The 16331-nt window shown below is 62.2% G+C and carries 16 protein-coding genes; 5 read left to right on the plus strand and 11 right to left on the minus strand.

Annotated elements, in window-relative coordinates; genetic code table 11:
- Positions 1–10 precede the first annotated feature (10 nt).
- Positions 11–670 carry an alanyl-tRNA editing protein gene (locus tag CFB82_RS32655; protein WP_069250511.1) on the minus strand — a complete coding sequence of 220 codons (660 nt, stop codon included), beginning with the start codon at positions 668–670 and terminating at the stop codon, positions 11–13.
- Between the two features lie 36 nt (positions 671–706).
- Positions 707–1726: a sterol desaturase family protein gene (locus CFB82_RS32660; protein WP_069252821.1), complete on the minus strand. Its 1020-nt coding sequence runs from the start codon at positions 1724–1726 to the stop codon at positions 707–709.
- A gap of 94 nt (positions 1727–1820) precedes the next feature.
- Between CFB82_RS32660 and CFB82_RS32665 the strand changes: the two genes are divergently transcribed.
- Positions 1821–2867, plus strand: a complete 1047-nt coding sequence (locus tag CFB82_RS32665; protein ID WP_089486715.1) for an AraC family transcriptional regulator — start codon at positions 1821–1823, stop codon at positions 2865–2867.
- Positions 2868–2941: 74 nt separating this feature from the next.
- Entirely contained in the window at positions 2942–3247 is a 306-nt protein-coding gene (locus CFB82_RS32670; RefSeq protein WP_069252820.1) for a hypothetical protein, read from the plus strand.
- 35 nt (positions 3248–3282) lie between these two features.
- Here the strand turns inward: CFB82_RS32670 and CFB82_RS32675 are convergent, their stop codons facing one another.
- Positions 3283–3579, minus strand: a complete 297-nt coding sequence (locus CFB82_RS32675; RefSeq protein ID WP_089446871.1) for a hypothetical protein — start codon at positions 3577–3579, stop codon at positions 3283–3285.
- 488 nt (positions 3580–4067) lie between these two features.
- Between CFB82_RS32675 and CFB82_RS32680 the strand changes: the two genes are divergently transcribed.
- Positions 4068–5642: an EAL domain-containing protein gene (locus CFB82_RS32680; RefSeq protein ID WP_235986602.1), complete on the plus strand. Its 1575-nt coding sequence runs from the start codon at positions 4068–4070 to the stop codon at positions 5640–5642.
- Between the two features lie 22 nt (positions 5643–5664).
- Here the strand turns inward: CFB82_RS32680 and CFB82_RS32685 are convergent, their stop codons facing one another.
- The 4 genes from CFB82_RS32685 to kduI all read right to left on the minus strand — a co-directional run bounded on the left by CFB82_RS32685 (position 5665) and on the right by kduI (position 8722).
- Positions 5665–6036 (minus strand): hypothetical protein, encoded by a 372-nt coding sequence (locus CFB82_RS32685; protein ID WP_089448362.1) that lies wholly within the window; start codon positions 6034–6036, stop codon positions 5665–5667.
- Between the two features lie 70 nt (positions 6037–6106).
- On the minus strand, positions 6107–7015 hold the full coding sequence (kdgR, locus tag CFB82_RS32690) for a DNA-binding transcriptional regulator KdgR (protein WP_089486716.1): 909 nt from the start codon (positions 7013–7015) through the stop codon (positions 6107–6109).
- Positions 7016–7074: 59 nt separating this feature from the next.
- Complete coding sequence (kduD, locus tag CFB82_RS32695) at positions 7075–7881, minus strand: 2-dehydro-3-deoxy-D-gluconate 5-dehydrogenase KduD (protein ID WP_089486717.1); 807 nt, start codon at positions 7879–7881, stop codon at positions 7075–7077.
- A 4-nt stretch (positions 7882–7885) separates the two neighbouring features.
- Positions 7886–8722 carry a 5-dehydro-4-deoxy-D-glucuronate isomerase gene (gene kduI / locus CFB82_RS32700; RefSeq protein WP_089446868.1) on the minus strand — a complete coding sequence of 279 codons (837 nt, stop codon included), beginning with the start codon at positions 8720–8722 and terminating at the stop codon, positions 7886–7888.
- A gap of 280 nt (positions 8723–9002) precedes the next feature.
- Between kduI and kdgT the strand changes: the two genes are divergently transcribed.
- Positions 9003–10022: a 2-keto-3-deoxygluconate transporter gene (gene kdgT / locus CFB82_RS32705; protein ID WP_089446867.1), complete on the plus strand. Its 1020-nt coding sequence runs from the start codon at positions 9003–9005 to the stop codon at positions 10020–10022.
- Positions 10023–10197: 175 nt separating this feature from the next.
- On the opposite strand, the gene CFB82_RS32710 is transcribed toward kdgT, so the two are convergent.
- Positions 10198–10572, minus strand: coding sequence for a nuclear transport factor 2 family protein (locus tag CFB82_RS32710; protein ID WP_069250503.1), 375 nt, complete (start codon positions 10570–10572; stop codon positions 10198–10200).
- Positions 10573–10675: 103 nt separating this feature from the next.
- On the opposite strand from CFB82_RS32710, the gene CFB82_RS32715 reads away from it, so the two are divergent.
- Positions 10676–11662, plus strand: a complete 987-nt coding sequence (locus CFB82_RS32715) for a LysR family transcriptional regulator (protein ID WP_089446866.1) — start codon at positions 10676–10678, stop codon at positions 11660–11662.
- An 85-nt stretch (positions 11663–11747) separates the two neighbouring features.
- Here CFB82_RS32715 and CFB82_RS32720 read toward each other — a convergent pair whose 3' ends face one another.
- The 3 genes from CFB82_RS32720 to CFB82_RS32730 all read right to left on the minus strand — a co-directional run bounded on the left by CFB82_RS32720 (position 11748) and on the right by CFB82_RS32730 (position 16328).
- Positions 11748–12665, minus strand: coding sequence for a hypothetical protein (locus CFB82_RS32720; RefSeq protein WP_089446865.1), 918 nt, complete (start codon positions 12663–12665; stop codon positions 11748–11750).
- 300 nt (positions 12666–12965) lie between these two features.
- On the minus strand, positions 12966–14273 hold the full coding sequence (locus tag CFB82_RS32725) for an SEL1-like repeat protein (protein WP_235986603.1): 1308 nt from the start codon (positions 14271–14273) through the stop codon (positions 12966–12968).
- 3 nt (positions 14274–14276) lie between these two features.
- A complete protein-coding gene (locus tag CFB82_RS32730) occupies positions 14277–16328 on the minus strand; it encodes a phospholipase D-like domain-containing protein (RefSeq protein WP_089486718.1) in 2052 nt (683 codons plus the stop codon).
- Positions 16329–16331 lie beyond the last annotated feature (3 nt).

The following is a 16331-nucleotide window of genomic DNA, read 5'->3' on the forward strand; positions in this document are numbered from 1 at the left end:
GCTCGCCCCGCTACCCGCCGGCGCTCTCCGGCTCGACCAGCATGACCTCGATCCGCTCCTTGCCCTTCCCGGTATTCCTGCGCTTGAGCGTCAGCATGCCGATCTCGCCGGTCGACGCCGGATGCGTGCCGCCGCACGCCATCGTCGCGAAGCCGTCGACACGCCAGAACCGGCGTTGCGCGTCGACATCGCTGAAATCGGTCACGATGCGCAGGTCGCGCTTCGACAGGTCGGCCGCGGCCGATTCGATCTCGGGAAACAGCGGCGCCACGCTCGTGTCGCTCGCGAAGTCGATGCGCGCCTTGTCCTGCCCGATATGCGCGCCGATGCGCTCGATGCCGGGCCTGAGCCGATAGACCAGCTGCAGCACCATTTCGGCCGCGAAGTGCAGACGCATCAGCCGGTACCGCCGTGCCCAATCGATGCGCCAGGTCACGCGATCCCCGACGCTCAGCGCATGATCGCGTGGCAGCGTATAAACGATGTCGAGGCCCTGCTTGTCGGCCTGGATGACCGGATAGCCGCCCAGTGAGCCCGCGTCGCTCCCCTGCCCACCCGAAAACGCAAAGAAGATGGTGGCGTCCACCCGCACGCGATCGCCGTCGACGTGGCTGACGACGGTATCCAGCGTGGTCCGGTAGGGATCGTCCCAGAATACTTTCTTCGTCATTGCCCGCCGCGCCTTCCGCCGAGGAAAGCACGCAGGTTAGCCGGATCGCGTACCCGCGGCTTGTACGATCTTGCGCCCTTGCGCCGACGCCTCCTCATCAGACATGGCACGCGATGCTGTCGCGGCCTCCTCCTCGCCCTTGCGCTCGACACTCCACGCATGAATCGGCCGATGCCCCGGCCGCTCCCATTCGGGCGGCATCCACAGGTGTTTCAGCCGCTGCAGGACGGGCCCGGGCGCGAACACGTCGCGCCACATGTCGACGAATTCGTGCAGGTTCAACACCAGAAAGTTATACGAACGAATCTGCTGCGTGATCCCGTAGTCGACCGGCTCAGTTTCCTCGACATACGTGCCGAACAGGCGATCGAAGATGATCAGCACGCCGCCGTAGTTCTTGTCGATGTAACGCGGATTGCGGCCATGATGCGCGCGATGATTCGACGGCGTATCGAACACGTACTCGAACCAGCGCGGCAGCCGCCCGATCGCTTCGGTATGCACGAAGTACTGGTACGCGAGATCGACCGCGAGCAGGAACAGCACGACGGCCGGCGGGATGCCGAGCCACACTGGCGGCAGGTAGAACACGAACACGCCGACGAACGCGTTCAGCAGCGACTGCCGCATCGCGGTCGTGAAGTTCATCACTTCGCCGCTGTGATGCGGCACGTGCGCGGCCCAGAACCAGCGCACGCGATGCGACGTGCGATGAAACCAGTAGTAGCAGAACTCCACGACGACGAAGATCGGCACGATCGTGAAGCCGTTCACCGGCACGTCGAACAGCCGGTGCCGGTAGACCAACGCGAAAATCGCACCCGTGAACAGGAGCCCCATCACGGTTTCGGCCACCTGATAGCCGGCGCCGAGCGACAGGTTCGCGACGATCTCCTTCCAGCGAAACGGCTCGCGGCGGCCGCGCCCGGTCATCATCGCGTATTCGATCGCGAACGCGATCAGGAAGACCGGCGTCATGCCGATCAGCAGCACCTGCTTCCAGTCCACGTCGTTACCCAGGAACGCGTGGAGCCACGTCATCAACTCGGTCGGCATGTTCGCGGCCTCGATCAAGAACTGACCGGCAGTATGGTCGCGCACGGGTCGCCCCGCGTTGACACTTGCCGACGATTACTTGACACTTTCCGCCATGCCCGCCGCCTCCCCGCTATCGACGCAGCGCGTCTACTACTCGAGCACCTACGTGCGGCTGCTGTTCGACTATCTGTCCGAGCAGGGCAAGGATGCCGCGCGCGTGCTCGGCGACGCGCGGCCGCCCGAGGACGATCGCGGGCTCACGCTGTACGCGAGCGCTCACTGGCGGCGCCTGCTCGAATGCGCGGTGCACGCGCTCGACGATCCGCTGCTCGGCCTGCACGTCGGCCAGCGAATCACGCCCGCCCATCTCGGTGCGCTCGGCTATGCGTTGCATGCGTGCCGCGATGCCGGCGCCGCGCTCGCGCGCTGGCAGCAATACGAACACCTGATTGCGAACGTCGCGCGCATGGAAGTGCGGGTCGAGGCGACGTCGGTCGCGATCGAATGGCATGACGCGCCGGAGCCGCTCGGCCCGCTCGTCGATGAAGTGGCGCTGACGGCCATCGTCCAGTTCGCACGCAACATCACCGGTACGCATCACGGGCCCGACGAGGTCTGCTTCGTGCACCCGTCACCCGGCGACGAACAACCGTACATCGACTATTTCGGCTGCCCGGTGCGATTCGGCCAGCCGGTGAACCGCCTCGCGTTCCCGCTGCACCTGCTCACGCAGCCGCTGCGCCAGCCGGACGACGCGCTGCTGCAGATGATGGAACGCCAGGCGAGCGCGCTGCTTGCCGAGCTGCGGCAGACGGACGATCTCGAACAGTCGGTGCGCGAAGCCGTCGCGCGCCTGTTGACGCAGGGCGAAGCGAGCCTCGAACAGATTGCCGCGGACCTGCATGTGTCGTCGCGCACGCTGCATCGACGCCTCGCCGAACTCGGGCTCAACTTCCGGATACTACGCGAGGACACGCGGCGGCGGCTCGCAATCGACCACCTGAACGATCCGCGGCTGACGCTCGCGGAAGTCGCCTGGCTGCTCGGCTATTCGGAACACAGCGCCTTTACGCGCGCCTTTCGGCGCTGGACCGGCGAATCGCCGCAGCAGTGGCGCAGCCGGCAACCGGCGCGGGCCGCGAACGTCGCGCGCGGCTGAGTGCAGCGCGCCAGCGAGCCGCCGACGAACTCGCGTCCGCCCGCGCGGTCGAACGAGCATCGCCGGAGAATCCCATGAAACGCGTTGCTGCTGTCGCTGTCCTGACCCTGCTGGCCGCCGTCAGCTTGCCGGCCGCCGCCGGTGCGCCGTCCGGCAGTGCCGAGCCGGCGCCCGTTCAAGCGCACGCAAAAAACTGCGTGCCGTCCCGCGACGCCACGCATGACGCCCGCGCGTCGTCGAAGGCGCCGCCGATCCGCGTATGCGTCAGCGATGCCAATACGCAACTGAACCTGCCGTGGTTCCTGACCGATGTGCTCACCGCGGTGGATACGCACCAGTCGGGCGGCGACCTGCTGCGCAAGATGCGCAACGATTTCTGAATCGCGGCCCGCGCGGCGCGCCGGCGCCGTATCGTTCACTCATCTTCGGACGCCTGCAGCACCTGCACGAACGTGCCGACCATGCCGGCCCACATCGCGGGATCGGCAATGCTGCGCAGCAGCGCGAGCAATTCCTTTCGTTCCCCTTTCGAAAGCGGACCATGTCCACTGCTGATGGTGTCGTAGCGTGACGTGCCGCGCGAGGCGAGCGCGCGGTCGAGCAGGTAGTTACGGGTTTGCCCGTTCACGGCAATCTGGATCCACAGCGTACCGCCGTCGGCCGCGGCTGCGCCATCGGTCATGGTGACCGTGGGCGCGGTATTTTCTTCCATCCCGGCGCTCCCGCAAGACGTGCGACCGTATCGCGCGGCGGCCGATCGCGGGCCGCCGGCAGGTCGACGAAGACAGCATCCCGAAAGAATGTTTCCTGTCGAGACGCAATGACAAAACTACACTAATCGTTGAATAACAATATTTCACAATCTCTCGTCACATCTTATACTTGCCGCGCACCATCCTCGTGCCAAGAGACGGTGTTTTTTCGTCCCGGCCGCAAGACCATGCGGCCGGGGTTTTTTCGGTGTGTTATGTCGATATACATGCGCTGCGTGCACATGCTCATAGCGGCCAGCCGCCGGAATGATTGGCCGATTGCGACGGGGTTGCCGCAGATGCCCGCCGCGACCGCAGCATCGATCGCATTGCGATACCGGCGCGCATCGCGCATGGCCAGAACCCGGCATGACACATGCACGCCGTGGGTGTATCGACCGGTTCGACTCGCCTCTCCATACACACAACACCAAAGGCGACCGCGGGAATGTCAGCGTTCACGCCAGGCTCGAAGGCCGTTTTCCAGCGCAGCGGCGCATGGCCGCGGGTTGCCTTTTTCGCCGCCGTAATCGTTTGCGTGCTCGTACCGGCATTTGCGATCGCGCTTGCCGACCGCTACGCGCGCGATACCGTCACCGAGCATGAGCGCGTCATCGCGAACGACATCGTGGCCTCGGTGGACCGCATCCTGGACGGTGCGCGCCTGCGGCATGTGGACGAACTGACCGCGCTCGTCGGGCGGCCATGCCCGGCGGTATTCCGGACGCTCGCCGAGATAGGCACGCGCCTGCGCTATCTGCGCGCCGTCGCGCTGGTGCACGAGGGCCGTGTCATGTGCTCGTCGGCGCTGGGGGCGATCGACCTGCCGCTCGGCGCGTATACCCACGAGCCGGAACCGGGCTCGACGCTCGTCACGCTGCTGCGCCAGACGCCGTTCCAGCAAGGTATCCCGGTGCTGCCCGTGTTTTACGCGACCGCACCCGGCGCGGGTGTGCTCTACCTGATCGAAGGCGACTACGTGGCCGACGCGCTCGCGCACGGCGCCCGCTACGGAACGGAAACCGCGACGCTGTCGATCGCGGGTTCGGGCCATCTCGACCAGCACGGGAAGTTCACGCCGGAGTCGGCCACGGATCCCGCGGGCGGCAGCACGCTCGTCTCGCCCCGCTGGCCGTTCACGGTGCGGGTTGCCGCATCCGCGCACTACGCGTCGCAGGTCCGGCAGCACGACCGGCTGATCGCCATCACGATCGTGCTGCTGGCGGACGGCCTCGTGATGGCGGCTTACCTGCTCGCGATGGCGCCGCGCCGGCTGCTGCTGAAGGCCGTGCGTAACGCACTCAGGCGCGACGAGCTCCACGTCGTGTACCAGCCGATCGTCGATGTCGAGACGCGCAGGACCGTCGGCGTCGAGGCGCTGCTGCGCTGGCAGCACCCCAAGTGGGGGGCCATCAGCCCGGCCGTGTTCATCCCGCAGGTCGAATCGAGCGCGGTGCTGCCGAAAGTGACCGAATTCGTGCTGCGGACAGCCGTGGCGGAACTGTCCGCGCTGACGCCGTGCATGCCGCTGCGTATCGCCGTCAACATCGCGCCGAAGGATCTCGAGCGCACGCGGTTCGTGTCCATCGTCGAGGAGGCAATCCGCGCGCTGCCGCCGGGCTTTACGCTGGTGCTCGAAGTGACCGAGCGCATCCTGCTCGAGAAGAATGCGCGGACCACCGCGATCTTCCATGCGCTGCGAGCGAAAGGCGCGAAGTTCGCGATCGACGATTTCGGCACGCATCACAGCAATCTCGACATGCTGTCGCGCTTTCCGTTCGACTACGTGAAGATCGATCGCCAGTTCATCTCGCAACTGAACGGCGGTAACGCGGGGCTGATCGAGGGGATCGCGTCCGTTGCGCATCACTACGACCTGAAGATCATCGCGGAAGGCGTGGAAACGGAAACGCAACACCGCGCACTGCATACGGTCGGGATTCAGTACGCACAGGGTTACCTGTATCAGCGACCGCAGCGGGCGGAGTATTTGAAGCAGGATGGTGCGTGGGTGTCGGCGTAGCGGCATTGCCGCCGACGGTTACTTACTGTGCACCGTATTGACCACCGAGGCGCACGCGGCCCTGCTCGACCCAGCCTTCGAAGTCCTCGCCGGTCTTGCCGTTCACGTACATGATGTTGTACCAGCGCCCGTGCGGCTTGTAGACGGTCACCGAATCGCCGGGAATGATGAAGGTGCGCTTCGTCACGCATTGCGCATCGGGCGCCGAGTAGAAGTACACGCGCCCCGCGCCGATGACCGTGCCTGAAGCCGGCGGCCGGAAGTTGTCGTCCGGGCCGCTCGTTGCGGTGTTGAGCTTTTCGCAGTCCACTGCGTTTTTTGCATGCGCGCCGTTCGCGCCCAGGCACGTGCCGATCGCCAGCATCGCGATACCGATGCGCATCGTCATGTTCATCTGCATGATCCGTTCTTGACGTCGTATTGTCGTTTCGTTTTACCGGCTCTCTACCGGCATGTGCTCAATCCTACGTGACCGTCGCCTGCTCGACCCCGGCCGCCTCCGGACGATGGCCAAGCCGCGCGGAAATCGCCTGCCCGGCTTCCTTCAGCAGCGCGACGTAATGCGCCTTCGTATCCGCGCCGCATCGCATCGTCGGAAACGACAGCGACAATCCCGCGATCACGCGATCGAAACGGTCGAACACGGGCACCGCGAGACACAGCAGGCCATCTTCCTGCTCCTCGTTGTCCTCGCCATAGCCCTGCTGCCGCACGTGCGGCAGGATGCTCATCACCGCTTCCGCCGACGCGAGCGTCTTCGCGGTCGACTTCCGGAACTCGATGCCGGCCAGCACCGCACGCGCCTCACCGGGCGCCATCCACGCGAGCAGCACCTTGCCGATCGCCGTACTGTACAGCGGATTGCGCCGGCCGATCCGCGACTGCATGCGCAGCCCGTAATCGGCGTCGATCTTGTGGATGTAGATGATCGCGTCTTCGTCGAACGCGCCGAGATGCACGGCTTCGCGCGTCAGCTGACCGATGCGGCGCATCTCGAGATCGGCTTCGCGCACGAGGTCCACGCTCTCCAGCGCCTTGCTGCCGAGCTCGAACAGCCGGATCGTCAGGCGATAGCGGTCGGTCTCGCCTTCCTGCGCGACGTAGCCGAGCGCCTTGAGCGTCTGCAGGAAACGATGCACCGTCGTCTTCGACATGCCGAGCTGCTGCGACAGTTCGCTGATGCCGATCTCGCGGCGTTCGCCGAGCGCGGCGAGGATCGTGAAGACCTTGCCGACGGCCGCAACCGAGTCGGCTTTCTCCGCGCTGCCGGCCGCGTGCGGATCGCCGGTCTCCGGATGGCCGGCCCGCGGATGGCCGCCCCCCACTTCCGGGTTCGCCTGATCGCGCTTGCGCTGTCTGGGCGTTACTGTCATGTCCGTGAATCCGTGAGATGCGAATCGGGAGAGCATAACGCGTTCGCCGTGCGGTACGGTCAGCGCGCGAGCCACCCGCCGTCGACGGCAAGCGTGTGACCGTGCACGTAGTCCGATGCGCGCGACGCAAGAAACACCACCGCGCCCGCGAGATCGTCCGGCACGCCCCAGCGGCCGGCCGGGATGCGGCCGAGGATTTCGTCGCTGCGCCGGCTGTCCTCGCGCAACTGCGCGGTGTTGTCGGTCTCCATGTAACCCGGCGCGATCGCATTCACGTTGATCCCGCGCGCGGCCCACTCGTTCGCGAGCAGGCGCGTGAGACCCAGTACGCCGCTCTTCGACGCCGTGTACGACGGCACGCGGATGCCGCCCTGGAACGACAGCATCGACGCGACGTTCACGATCTTGCCGCCGCGCCCCTGCCGCACCATCTGGCGCGCGACGGCCTGCGACAGGAAGAACACGCTCTTCAGGTTCACGTCGATCACGGCGTCCCAGTCGGCTTCGGTTAATTCGAGCGCATCGCAGCGGCGAATCAGGCCCGCGTTGTTGACGAGGATGTCGACGTGACCGAACGCATCGACCGCGCCGCCGACGATCCGTTCGACCGGCTCGAGCGTCGACAGATCGGCACGCACGTCGACGAAGCGCCGCCCGGCCGCTGCGACGCGCGCCGACGTCTCGTCGGGCACCGACCGGTTTGCACCGACGATGTCGCACCCCGCCGACGCGAGCGCCACGGCCATCGCCGCGCCGAGCCCCGTGTTGCAGCCGGTGACGATCGCGACCTTGCCGGTCAGGTCGAACAGGCCGGCGAGCGCGGCGCGCATATCGGCGGCAGGAAGATCGGGCGTATCGCGTTTCATGATGTCAGCGCAGCTCGGCCACGGCGATGTGATCCATGTCCTTGAACACCTGGTTCTCGCCGACCATCCCCCAGATGAACGTATACGCCTGCGTGCCGACGCCCGAATGGATCGACCAGCTCGGCGAGATCACGGCCTGCTCGTTGTGCACGACCACGTGGCGCGTCTCCTGCGGTTCGCCGAGCAGGTGAAACACGGCCGCGTCGGCCGCGAGGTTGAAGTAGAAATACACCTCCATCCGCCGCGCGTGCGTATGGCATGGCATCGTGTTCCACAGGCTGCCGGGCTCGAGTTTCGTCATCCCCATCGACAACTGGCAGGTGGGCAGCACGTCGGGCACGATGAACTTGTAGATCGTGCGGCGATTGCTCGTGGCCGCATCGCCGAGCGTTTCGGGCGACGCCTGCGCGAGCGTGATCGTGCGTGTCGGATGGGCCGTGTGTGCGGGTGCGCAGTTCAGGTAGAACTTCGCGGGATGCGCTCGATCGTCGCTGCCGAACACGACACCCTGCCCGCCTTGCCCGATGTAGATCGCCTCCTCGGTGCACACCGCGTGACGCTGCCCGTCGACTTCGACCCAGCCGGGCCCGCCGATGTTGATCGCGCCCAGTTCGCGCCGTTCCAGCAGATGGCTCACGCCCATCGCGGAGCCGAGCGACGCGGGCACCTCGACCGGCCGCGTGGCCGGCCACGCGCCGCCGACGATGATGCGGTCGATATGGCTGTAGGTGAGCGACAGCGCGTCCGGCTCGAACACGTTCTCCACCAGGAAATGCCGGCGCAGGCCGGCCGTGTCGAGCGTTTTCGCGTGTTCGCTGTGGATGCCCTGCCGCACTTCCATGCCGGTTCTCCGAGGGGAATGGGCACGCCGCCGGCACCCGCGCCGACGCTCGCCCTGATGAAGATTGAAGCACACATTCCTCAAATTCGGAACGTCGATCCGGATTTTTGATTCCTCACCCAGGATCGATAAATTTCTTTGGGATCAATAGCATCGCGTCTTATGGGTATACGACTACCACCGAGATTCACAAAAACGGAACGGTATTCCGAATCATGTCCTATAGTCAGTCAGCAGACATCGTTCGACAACGGGACGCATCGACGTCCGTGGAGGAGACGTGAAGCTGAAACAGGCCATCGACCGCATCCCGGGCGGGCTCATGCTGGTCCCGATGCTGCTCGGCGCGTGCGTGCACACGTTCGCGCCGAACGCCGGGAAGTACTTCGGCTCGTTCACCAACGGCCTGATCGCGGGCACGGTGCCGATCCTCGCCGTCTGGTTCTTCTGCATGGGCGCGACGATCAACTTGCGCGCGACCGGCGTCGTGCTGCGCAAATCGGGCACGCTGCTCGCGACGAAGCTCGTGGTCGCATGGCTTGCGACGGTGATCGCCGCGCAGTTCATCCCCGACGATGGCATCAAGACCGGCCTGTTCGCGGGCCTGTCGCTGCTCGCGATCACGACGTCGATGGACATGACCAACGGCGGCCTCTACGCGGCCGTGATGCAGCAATACGGCAGCAAGGAAGAGGCGGGCGCCTTCGTGCTGATGTCGATCGAATCGGGGCCGCTCGTCAGCATGCTGATTCTCGGCGCGGCCGGTGTCGCGGTGTTCGAGACGCGGCTGTTCGTCGGCGCGGTGCTGCCGTTCCTGATCGGCTTCACGCTCGGCAATCTCGACGAGGACCTGCGCGAGCTGTTCGGGCGCTGCGTGCATCCGCTGATCCCGTTCTTCGGCTTCGCGCTCGGCAACGGCATCGATCTCAACGTGATCGCGAAGAGCGGACTGCCGGGCATCGCGCTCGGGCTCGCGGTGATCGTCGTGACGGGCGTGCCGCTGATGCTGGCCGACAGGTTTCTGGGCGGCGGGAACGGCGCCGCCGGGCTTGCCGCGTCGTCGACGGCCGGCGCCGCGGTCGCGAACCCGGCGATCATCGGCGAGATGATTCCGAAGTTCAAGCCGATGGTGCCGGCCGCGACGGCGATCGTCGCGACCGCGTGCCTCCTGACGGCGATTCTCGTGCCGATATTGACGGCGATGTGGGCGAAGCGGGCGGCGAGGATGTCGGGGGCGCCGATGAGGATTGCCACGCGTTCGTCGCCGGGACGGGCGATCGAGCACGAGGGGCATGTTTGAGGGATGCCGGTTCGAGTCTGGCCTCAGGCACCCGCTTCAAGTCAGTCAATGTTCGATGGTGTAAAAAACCCGGCAAATCGATGAGTTTCCCGGGGTTTTCGTTCGCCGGTGTTTGCGTGCATCCTGTCGCGCACTCGCGAATCCGGACATCGATGCGCATCCGCCGCGTGGCGCTTCAGTCGAACGTATGCACGACAGCGGACGCCTTGGTCGCGATCAGCCAGCTTCCTTCTACCTTATGCATGACGAAGTGATCGTTGAAGAGCTTGTTTCCGATTCGCACCCGCACGGTAGCCGTTGAAAGGCTGTCCGAGATATTCTCCGTCGACAGGATCGCTTCATCTCTCGGCGCGCCGGTCGCTCGAGGACTCTGCCTACCATGGATGAGTGCCGCATACTCCTGTGACGACAGGGTGCGCAACCGGCCTTCATCCACCCACTGAATCATGCAGCTCGGGTGAAAGACCGCGTCGAAGTCACGGCTCTTCGGCTCATAAGCCAAATTGAAATAATCGTCGATCAAAGCGACGACGGCTTGGGTCTGGGTCATGGCTGGCTTCCCTCGGTAGTGAACGGCTCGTATAGTGAGTGATCGTCCCCGCCCTCGGCTACGGCGACCCGGTTATCGCTGCCATTACAGGAACACATGGATCATGGAAGACCTCGATGGGGGACTCGTCAGCGGCTTGCTGGTTCTCGCAGCCATCGCCGAATCCGGGAGCTTCGGCCGTGCCGCATCTCGTCTGGGCAAGACTCAACCGGCGGTCAGTCGTGCGATCCAGCGACTGGAAGACCGCCTGCGCGCGAAGCTCGTGCATCGCACCAGCCGGCACGTCGAAGTGACGGACGCCGGCCATGATCTGCTGTCCAAGGTGCTGCCGTTACTCCAGGGGATTGAAGAGGCAACTGCCGGCGCCTCTGACCAGATCTCGATCGTCAACGGCACGCTCCGTGTGGCGTGCGATGCCGTGTTCGCTCGCCTGGTGCTCGCGCCGGAGCTGGCCCAGTTCATGAAGGATCACCCGGCGCTTCACATGAAGCTGGAGACCCGGAACGACCTCCCGGACCTGATCAGTGACGGATTCGATCTCGCCATCCGGTTCGGACCACCAACCGTTTCGACCCTGGTCTGTCGCAGGCTGTACAGTCCGCGGGTGCTGACCGTGGCCGCGCCGTCGTATCTGGAGCAACGCGGCCGGCCGAGGTCGCCGCAGGATCTGGTCGACGATGGCCATGAATGCATCATGGCTATCGACCCGGCGACCGGCAGGCCCTTCGATTGGGAGTTCTGGCGTGGAAACGAGAAAGTGAAGGTGGCCGTCAGCGGGAAGCTGATGGTCACGGATGCAGGAACCAAGATCGGCGCCTGCCTTGCTGGCTACGGGATCGCTCAGGTGATCGACCTCGGGATCGACACTCATCTGCGGGCGGGCACGCTGGAGCCGGTGCTGACGGACTGGTGCGACGAGACGTTCCCGCTTTACGTCTACTATCCGAGCCGGAATCACGTGCCGGCCAAGGTACGGGCGTTCATCGACTTTGTTGTCGGGATGATGCCGGGGCTGCGGTCGAAAGGGGATGATGCTGGCGCTTGCCGGCAACCGTCAGTGGCGGCGCTCGAAACGCTGCGTCGCGAGTAGCCTGCTGCTTTCCGTCGCGCGCGCTTGCGCCCGCATGAAGCCGTTCCCGTCGTGCGGCCTCGAATACGTGTCGCAAGCACTGCGGCTACGGCGACGGCATGCCCTGCGAGGTTTCAACCGTGTCGCGGTTCACGGACGCGTAGAACACGCGGAACCACATCCAACAAGCCACAAAGGCACAGCCAAGAACAACGATCGCCATCATTCCGGACAACACGCCCGCCCCCAGCATGCCGCCAAGCAACTGCACAGCCAAATAGAACACCACCGAGGTGGATGCCATCGCCGCGAGCGACGCGCCCAGCAGACGCCAGCCGTGCAGTCGCACGAGGTCGCGAGGCAGGCCGAGTCGCGCTCCCGCAAAAACCAATGCTGCGGGAACGGCAACCGCGCCAACGTAGCCGAACATCATGCGCGCGAGGTCGTCGTCAAAATGGTCGAGCAACATCGGCACCGTCGTCGTCATCAAGAGCAGACATACGCTGGCGAACAGCCACGCCGCGAGGCCGGCAATGGTCCGCGCTGCACGACCTCGCGGCGCCTCGGGTAACGCATCGTTGCGAAACATGCGCGTGACGAGCCGCCATGCGAACCAGGCCACGAATGCATAAAGGGCGGCGCTCACCGGTGCGATGAGATTCACGATGGCCGTCAGACGAGTGCCATTGCCGGCCAGACTCAGCACCACCGCCTGGATGATGAATATCTGTGCGATCTGCCAGACCAGCAGGCATAACGCATAGCTCGCGAGCAGCCTCGCGGGGCGACGGAACGCAAGCTGATCGCGATGCTCCCCGTGCCATCGGACAATCAGATAAACCAGGCCGGTTCGGAACACCAGGTTCTGGATGAAACTGGTCAGTTGCAAAGCCACCATCTGCGTGTCTAGCGAGAACCTCGTCAACTGGACGTAGAGGCCGGACAGAAACAGCACCGTGATGATGAACGCCGCAACGAGAGCCGCCGCACCGGGTAATGAAACGGGCCGGTTGGGGGAATTCATTTGGACTCCAGGGTCAATGAGGTGATCAGATTCACGGTGCCAGATTTTACGGCCTGTCGGTTGGCGGACGGCAACACGTCGCTCTCGAGAAACCTGCGCCGCGTATCGTCAATCTGGGCGGTTTCGTGTGTCGCGCACCATGCGTCGTATTACGGGCAAGGTAAGCGTTCTCGCTCTTCGAGCAAGCTGCTAGCAGGCGCGAAATGAGCAGGAGGCGTTCTACGCATGGTGTATCGAACCTGCCTCCCATGGGCCGACCCGAGCGAGCGACGGGTCACGCAATCTTGCCGCATGAGTCGATCAGGTCTGATCAAGATATCCCACGAGTTCCCACGCAACTTGTTCAACGTGTTGACGCGTACCCATCATGCTGTCGAGCACCGCCAGCTTTCTCGGTTCGTGCACGACGACGGACGGCAAAGCGTCGCCCTTGAGGAACCGGCGCTGCGTATCGCCAATCTGACCTGCACCGAGTTTCGCGCACCATACGCCGTCTTCCGGGCAGGGCTGGCCAGTGTGCGCGATCGTACCCAATGGCAGGCGAGACGCGATGTTTTCCGATTGCTCGGTCAGCGAAGTCTTATCCGCCGATCCCGGAAGCGGTAACCCCGTCGCGGGATCGAGATGCTTCGCCTTCGCCATCTCGTTGATGAAATCATCCGAAGGCTTCTGAGGCGGAGCGGCTGCATCCTGCTCCTTTTGCCACTGGAACGTACCGTCCCAAGGCGGCAGCTTTGCAGGTGGTAGCGGAACGATCTTGTCGATATCCGGGACCTTGGGATTGCGGCCGTCGTTGTGGTCAAGAAATCTCGCAATCAGATCGTAACGTCGAGTCCGCTCCGGATCTTTGGGGAGTCCAAGGTAATACAAGCGATCGCTCTCGGGAGGCGCTTCAAATCCATTTTCGAGGAACGACGCAGACTGAATATCCCCCGCCTCGACTCCTTTTTGGAACACCTTTACCGCTTCCGCATAGTGCTTATCGGTCTTCAGATCAATTCCCAACGTACTCGCCGCTTTACCGAACCCTTGGGCTGTTGCGCATTCACGCATTTGCTTTGCGATCTCAGGAGCCTTATCCATCGGGGCGAGCAGATCCGCCACATAGTATTGCGCTTCCGGGCTCCCCAAATCAGCCGCCTTCCGAAAATAACGCAACGACATTTCCGGATTTTTCTTCAACCCATATCCACTCTCCAGATAATGACCTATATCATAGTATCCGGAAGGTATCCCTTTATCGACAAGCCGCGACGCAAGATCGATCGACTCTTTCTCTGCATCAGGAGAGCTTGCAAGCCCTTGCGAAATCAACAATTGCGCATTGGTATTGGCCTTGTAGTGATCATATGCCGCCGCTATTCGATAGTAGCGAAGAATATCATCGAAATCTTTCGGGCCACTGCTTTTTTGCAAATATCTGGCATATTTGAACAGAATATCTGCATTGGGGTCCAACGATGGCAAATGATCCGATTCGCGAGCGCAGGAAAACGCCAGATTTGCACGAATGGCGCTCAGATCAGGCAATTGAGACACTTGCGACTCCTTTTTGGTACATGCGCACAAGCTTACGGATAGAAAAATGATCAGGAGATATCTGTTCATCAATTAGTCTGCATATGTACGTTTAGCCGACGATCTCATAAACTTTACGAGTGACTTTTCCGGCGGAAGATTCTTTGTTTTGTTTGTCTTGTTTTGCTCGACAACGTCATGCCACGCCATAAAAGATTTGAAAAAGTCGTCCTGTGCACCGTTGGCTCCGGCATGCATCCTCCACAGCTTTTGCCTTAGCGGCTTTGTCACGGCCGAGTTTTCGTGGCAAATATTGAGCTCGCTATCGACATTCATGCTCCGGAGGTTCACATTCGCAGAGCCGATCGTCATGAACGCATCGTCAATCGTCATCAGTTTCGCATGAACATAGATAGGCAACCAGTTTCCCCCAGGCGAATCCGGGGCAACGAGCGTACAAACCTGTACCTTAAGCCCCTCGATGTCCAACGGCGGAGCGTCCGAGTCGATGTGCGCATTGAGCTGCTTTTTTCTCTTTAACTCGTTCAATGCTTGCTGCAGCTCTTGTTGCTTCGCCATATTGTCCTGATAGAAATTCATGGCACCCTGCAACGAAGCTGCACTGATATCGACGCCTTGTGCCGCAAATTTTTGCTGTATCGACTGTTGGGTGGCAAGTTGAGCTTCCAGGTCCTTTTGCTGCGCGGCGTAGTCGTCGCCACGTTCGAGCTGAGCCACTCCAGGCATAGTGTTACCACACCCGAGCGACTCAAGCATTTGGTACGTTCTTACCGTTCCGTTTCCGACCGCATCGTCACTGGAGTTGGTGATGACGAACAGATAAATCGAACCGTCTCTGCCGGAGTCACGGCCTGCCTTCGCTTGTGCCTTTGCAACGTCCTTTATTTTCTGCGCAAGGTCGTTCCAGCGAAAATACTGATTCTGGATGAAAATACACTGAGTCGCGTTGTTAACTGCATTCAAGTACATCACCTGAATGTCTCGCTTGTTTTTCTCTGATTGTGTGCGAACGATCTGCGCCATCACTGGAGCGTCATCCGGGGCATCATTTCTGATTTTATGTGTCCCGGCCAAATGCTCTCGTGATTTCTCCAGTTTTTGGTCAGTCGCATCATCCCACGCTTCACAAAAATTCTTGTTCAGATATTGCAATATAGGACCGGTCACTCGACTGGAAATATCCTGCCACGGATAGGGACCGTTGCGCCCCTTGCTGGGTGCCATGGCGTGACAGCTATGCAGGTCAGTGTCCCAATATTGGTCAAGCATGTTGTGCCCCATGACGAAGCCGGTAGCCAGATCCGGATCTTCGTAGTCCACCAGCACCATTTTCTGGTGGTGCGACGGTTCGCCTCCCATTGCAGCAGAAGTCGTCGCCTTTGTGCTGCCGCTCCAACCATCCATTGTCCCGTAACCAGATATTCTTCCCACGATTTCTGATCGCACCGACAGGTCGAATCCTCGCGTAGCCAACTCGATATTCGGAAATCCTGCGGTCTTATGCAAAACCGGATTGGATACAAAATTAAATGGTGCCGAGACGGAGCTCACTATGTTCATCGGCAAATTAACGACACGGTCGATAACTCGATCGGTGACAGAGTGAATTACTGGGTTCGTGACATTATTAAAATTGGCACGCCTGTACCAATTGATATCAAACAGTCGCTCCTCATCCGTTTGATAATCCCGCCCAAGCATTGACACTCGATCGTAAACCCACTTCGGAAGCACACGTTTAAGCGGCGTTACAAAGTCATTTCCCGGCATATTGTTTTCGCTGAGCTCCGCCATATAAAATGGATCACGCCAGCACAGCAATCTTACCTTTATGCCTTCTTTTCCTTTTTGCTCCAACAGATCGCCGATTCGCTCCCCGCTGCCATCACGAACAAAATACATCGAAGGCTGGAAACCCCAGCAAATGATGTCGATCGAATGTTTTGCACCAGCTATCGCCTTGTACACAGCGGCGAATGCATCGTGACCATTGACCAGCGGACGGAAACCTGCGGTTGCCGGGCCATACTCACTGTGACAAACAAACCATGGCAGGCATGCCGTCGCCGACGACGTGTGGTTCTGTGCAATCGGCGTGGTAATGGATTGATTTACATTTGCCATGGC

Source organism: Burkholderia sp. HI2714, from assembly GCF_002223085.1.
Lineage (GTDB): Bacteria > Pseudomonadota > Gammaproteobacteria > Burkholderiales > Burkholderiaceae > Burkholderia > Burkholderia lata_D.

What these genes read in the sequence shown, in the direction of transcription:
- CFB82_RS32655 (WP_069250511.1), bottom strand. Translation starts at nt 670, where the DNA reads ATGACGAAGAAAGTATTCTGGGACGATCCCTACCGGACCACGCTGGAT.
- CFB82_RS32660 (WP_069252821.1), bottom strand. Translation starts at nt 1,726, where the DNA reads ATGCCGACCGAGTTGATGACGTGGCTCCACGCGTTCCTGGGTAACGAC.
- CFB82_RS32665 (WP_089486715.1), top strand. Translation starts at nt 1,821, where the DNA reads ATGCCCGCCGCCTCCCCGCTATCGACGCAGCGCGTCTACTACTCGAGC.
- CFB82_RS32670 (WP_069252820.1), top strand. Translation starts at nt 2,942, where the DNA reads ATGAAACGCGTTGCTGCTGTCGCTGTCCTGACCCTGCTGGCCGCCGTC.
- CFB82_RS32675 (WP_089446871.1), bottom strand. Translation starts at nt 3,579, where the DNA reads ATGGAAGAAAATACCGCGCCCACGGTCACCATGACCGATGGCGCAGCC.
- CFB82_RS32680 (WP_235986602.1), top strand. Translation starts at nt 4,068, where the DNA reads ATGTCAGCGTTCACGCCAGGCTCGAAGGCCGTTTTCCAGCGCAGCGGC.
- CFB82_RS32685 (WP_089448362.1), bottom strand. Translation starts at nt 6,036, where the DNA reads ATGAACATGACGATGCGCATCGGTATCGCGATGCTGGCGATCGGCACG.
- kdgR (WP_089486716.1), bottom strand. Translation starts at nt 7,015, where the DNA reads ATGACAGTAACGCCCAGACAGCGCAAGCGCGATCAGGCGAACCCGGAA.
- kduD (WP_089486717.1), bottom strand. Translation starts at nt 7,881, where the DNA reads ATGAAACGCGATACGCCCGATCTTCCTGCCGCCGATATGCGCGCCGCG.
- kduI (WP_089446868.1), bottom strand. Translation starts at nt 8,722, where the DNA reads ATGGAAGTGCGGCAGGGCATCCACAGCGAACACGCGAAAACGCTCGAC.
- CFB82_RS32710 (WP_069250503.1), bottom strand. Translation starts at nt 10,572, where the DNA reads ATGACCCAGACCCAAGCCGTCGTCGCTTTGATCGACGATTATTTCAAT.
- CFB82_RS32715 (WP_089446866.1), top strand. Translation starts at nt 10,676, where the DNA reads ATGGAAGACCTCGATGGGGGACTCGTCAGCGGCTTGCTGGTTCTCGCA.
- CFB82_RS32720 (WP_089446865.1), bottom strand. Translation starts at nt 12,665, where the DNA reads ATGAATTCCCCCAACCGGCCCGTTTCATTACCCGGTGCGGCGGCTCTC.
- CFB82_RS32725 (WP_235986603.1), bottom strand. Translation starts at nt 14,273, where the DNA reads ATGAACAGATATCTCCTGATCATTTTTCTATCCGTAAGCTTGTGCGCA.
- CFB82_RS32730 (WP_089486718.1), bottom strand. Translation starts at nt 16,328, where the DNA reads ATGGCAAATGTAAATCAATCCATTACCACGCCGATTGCACAGAACCAC.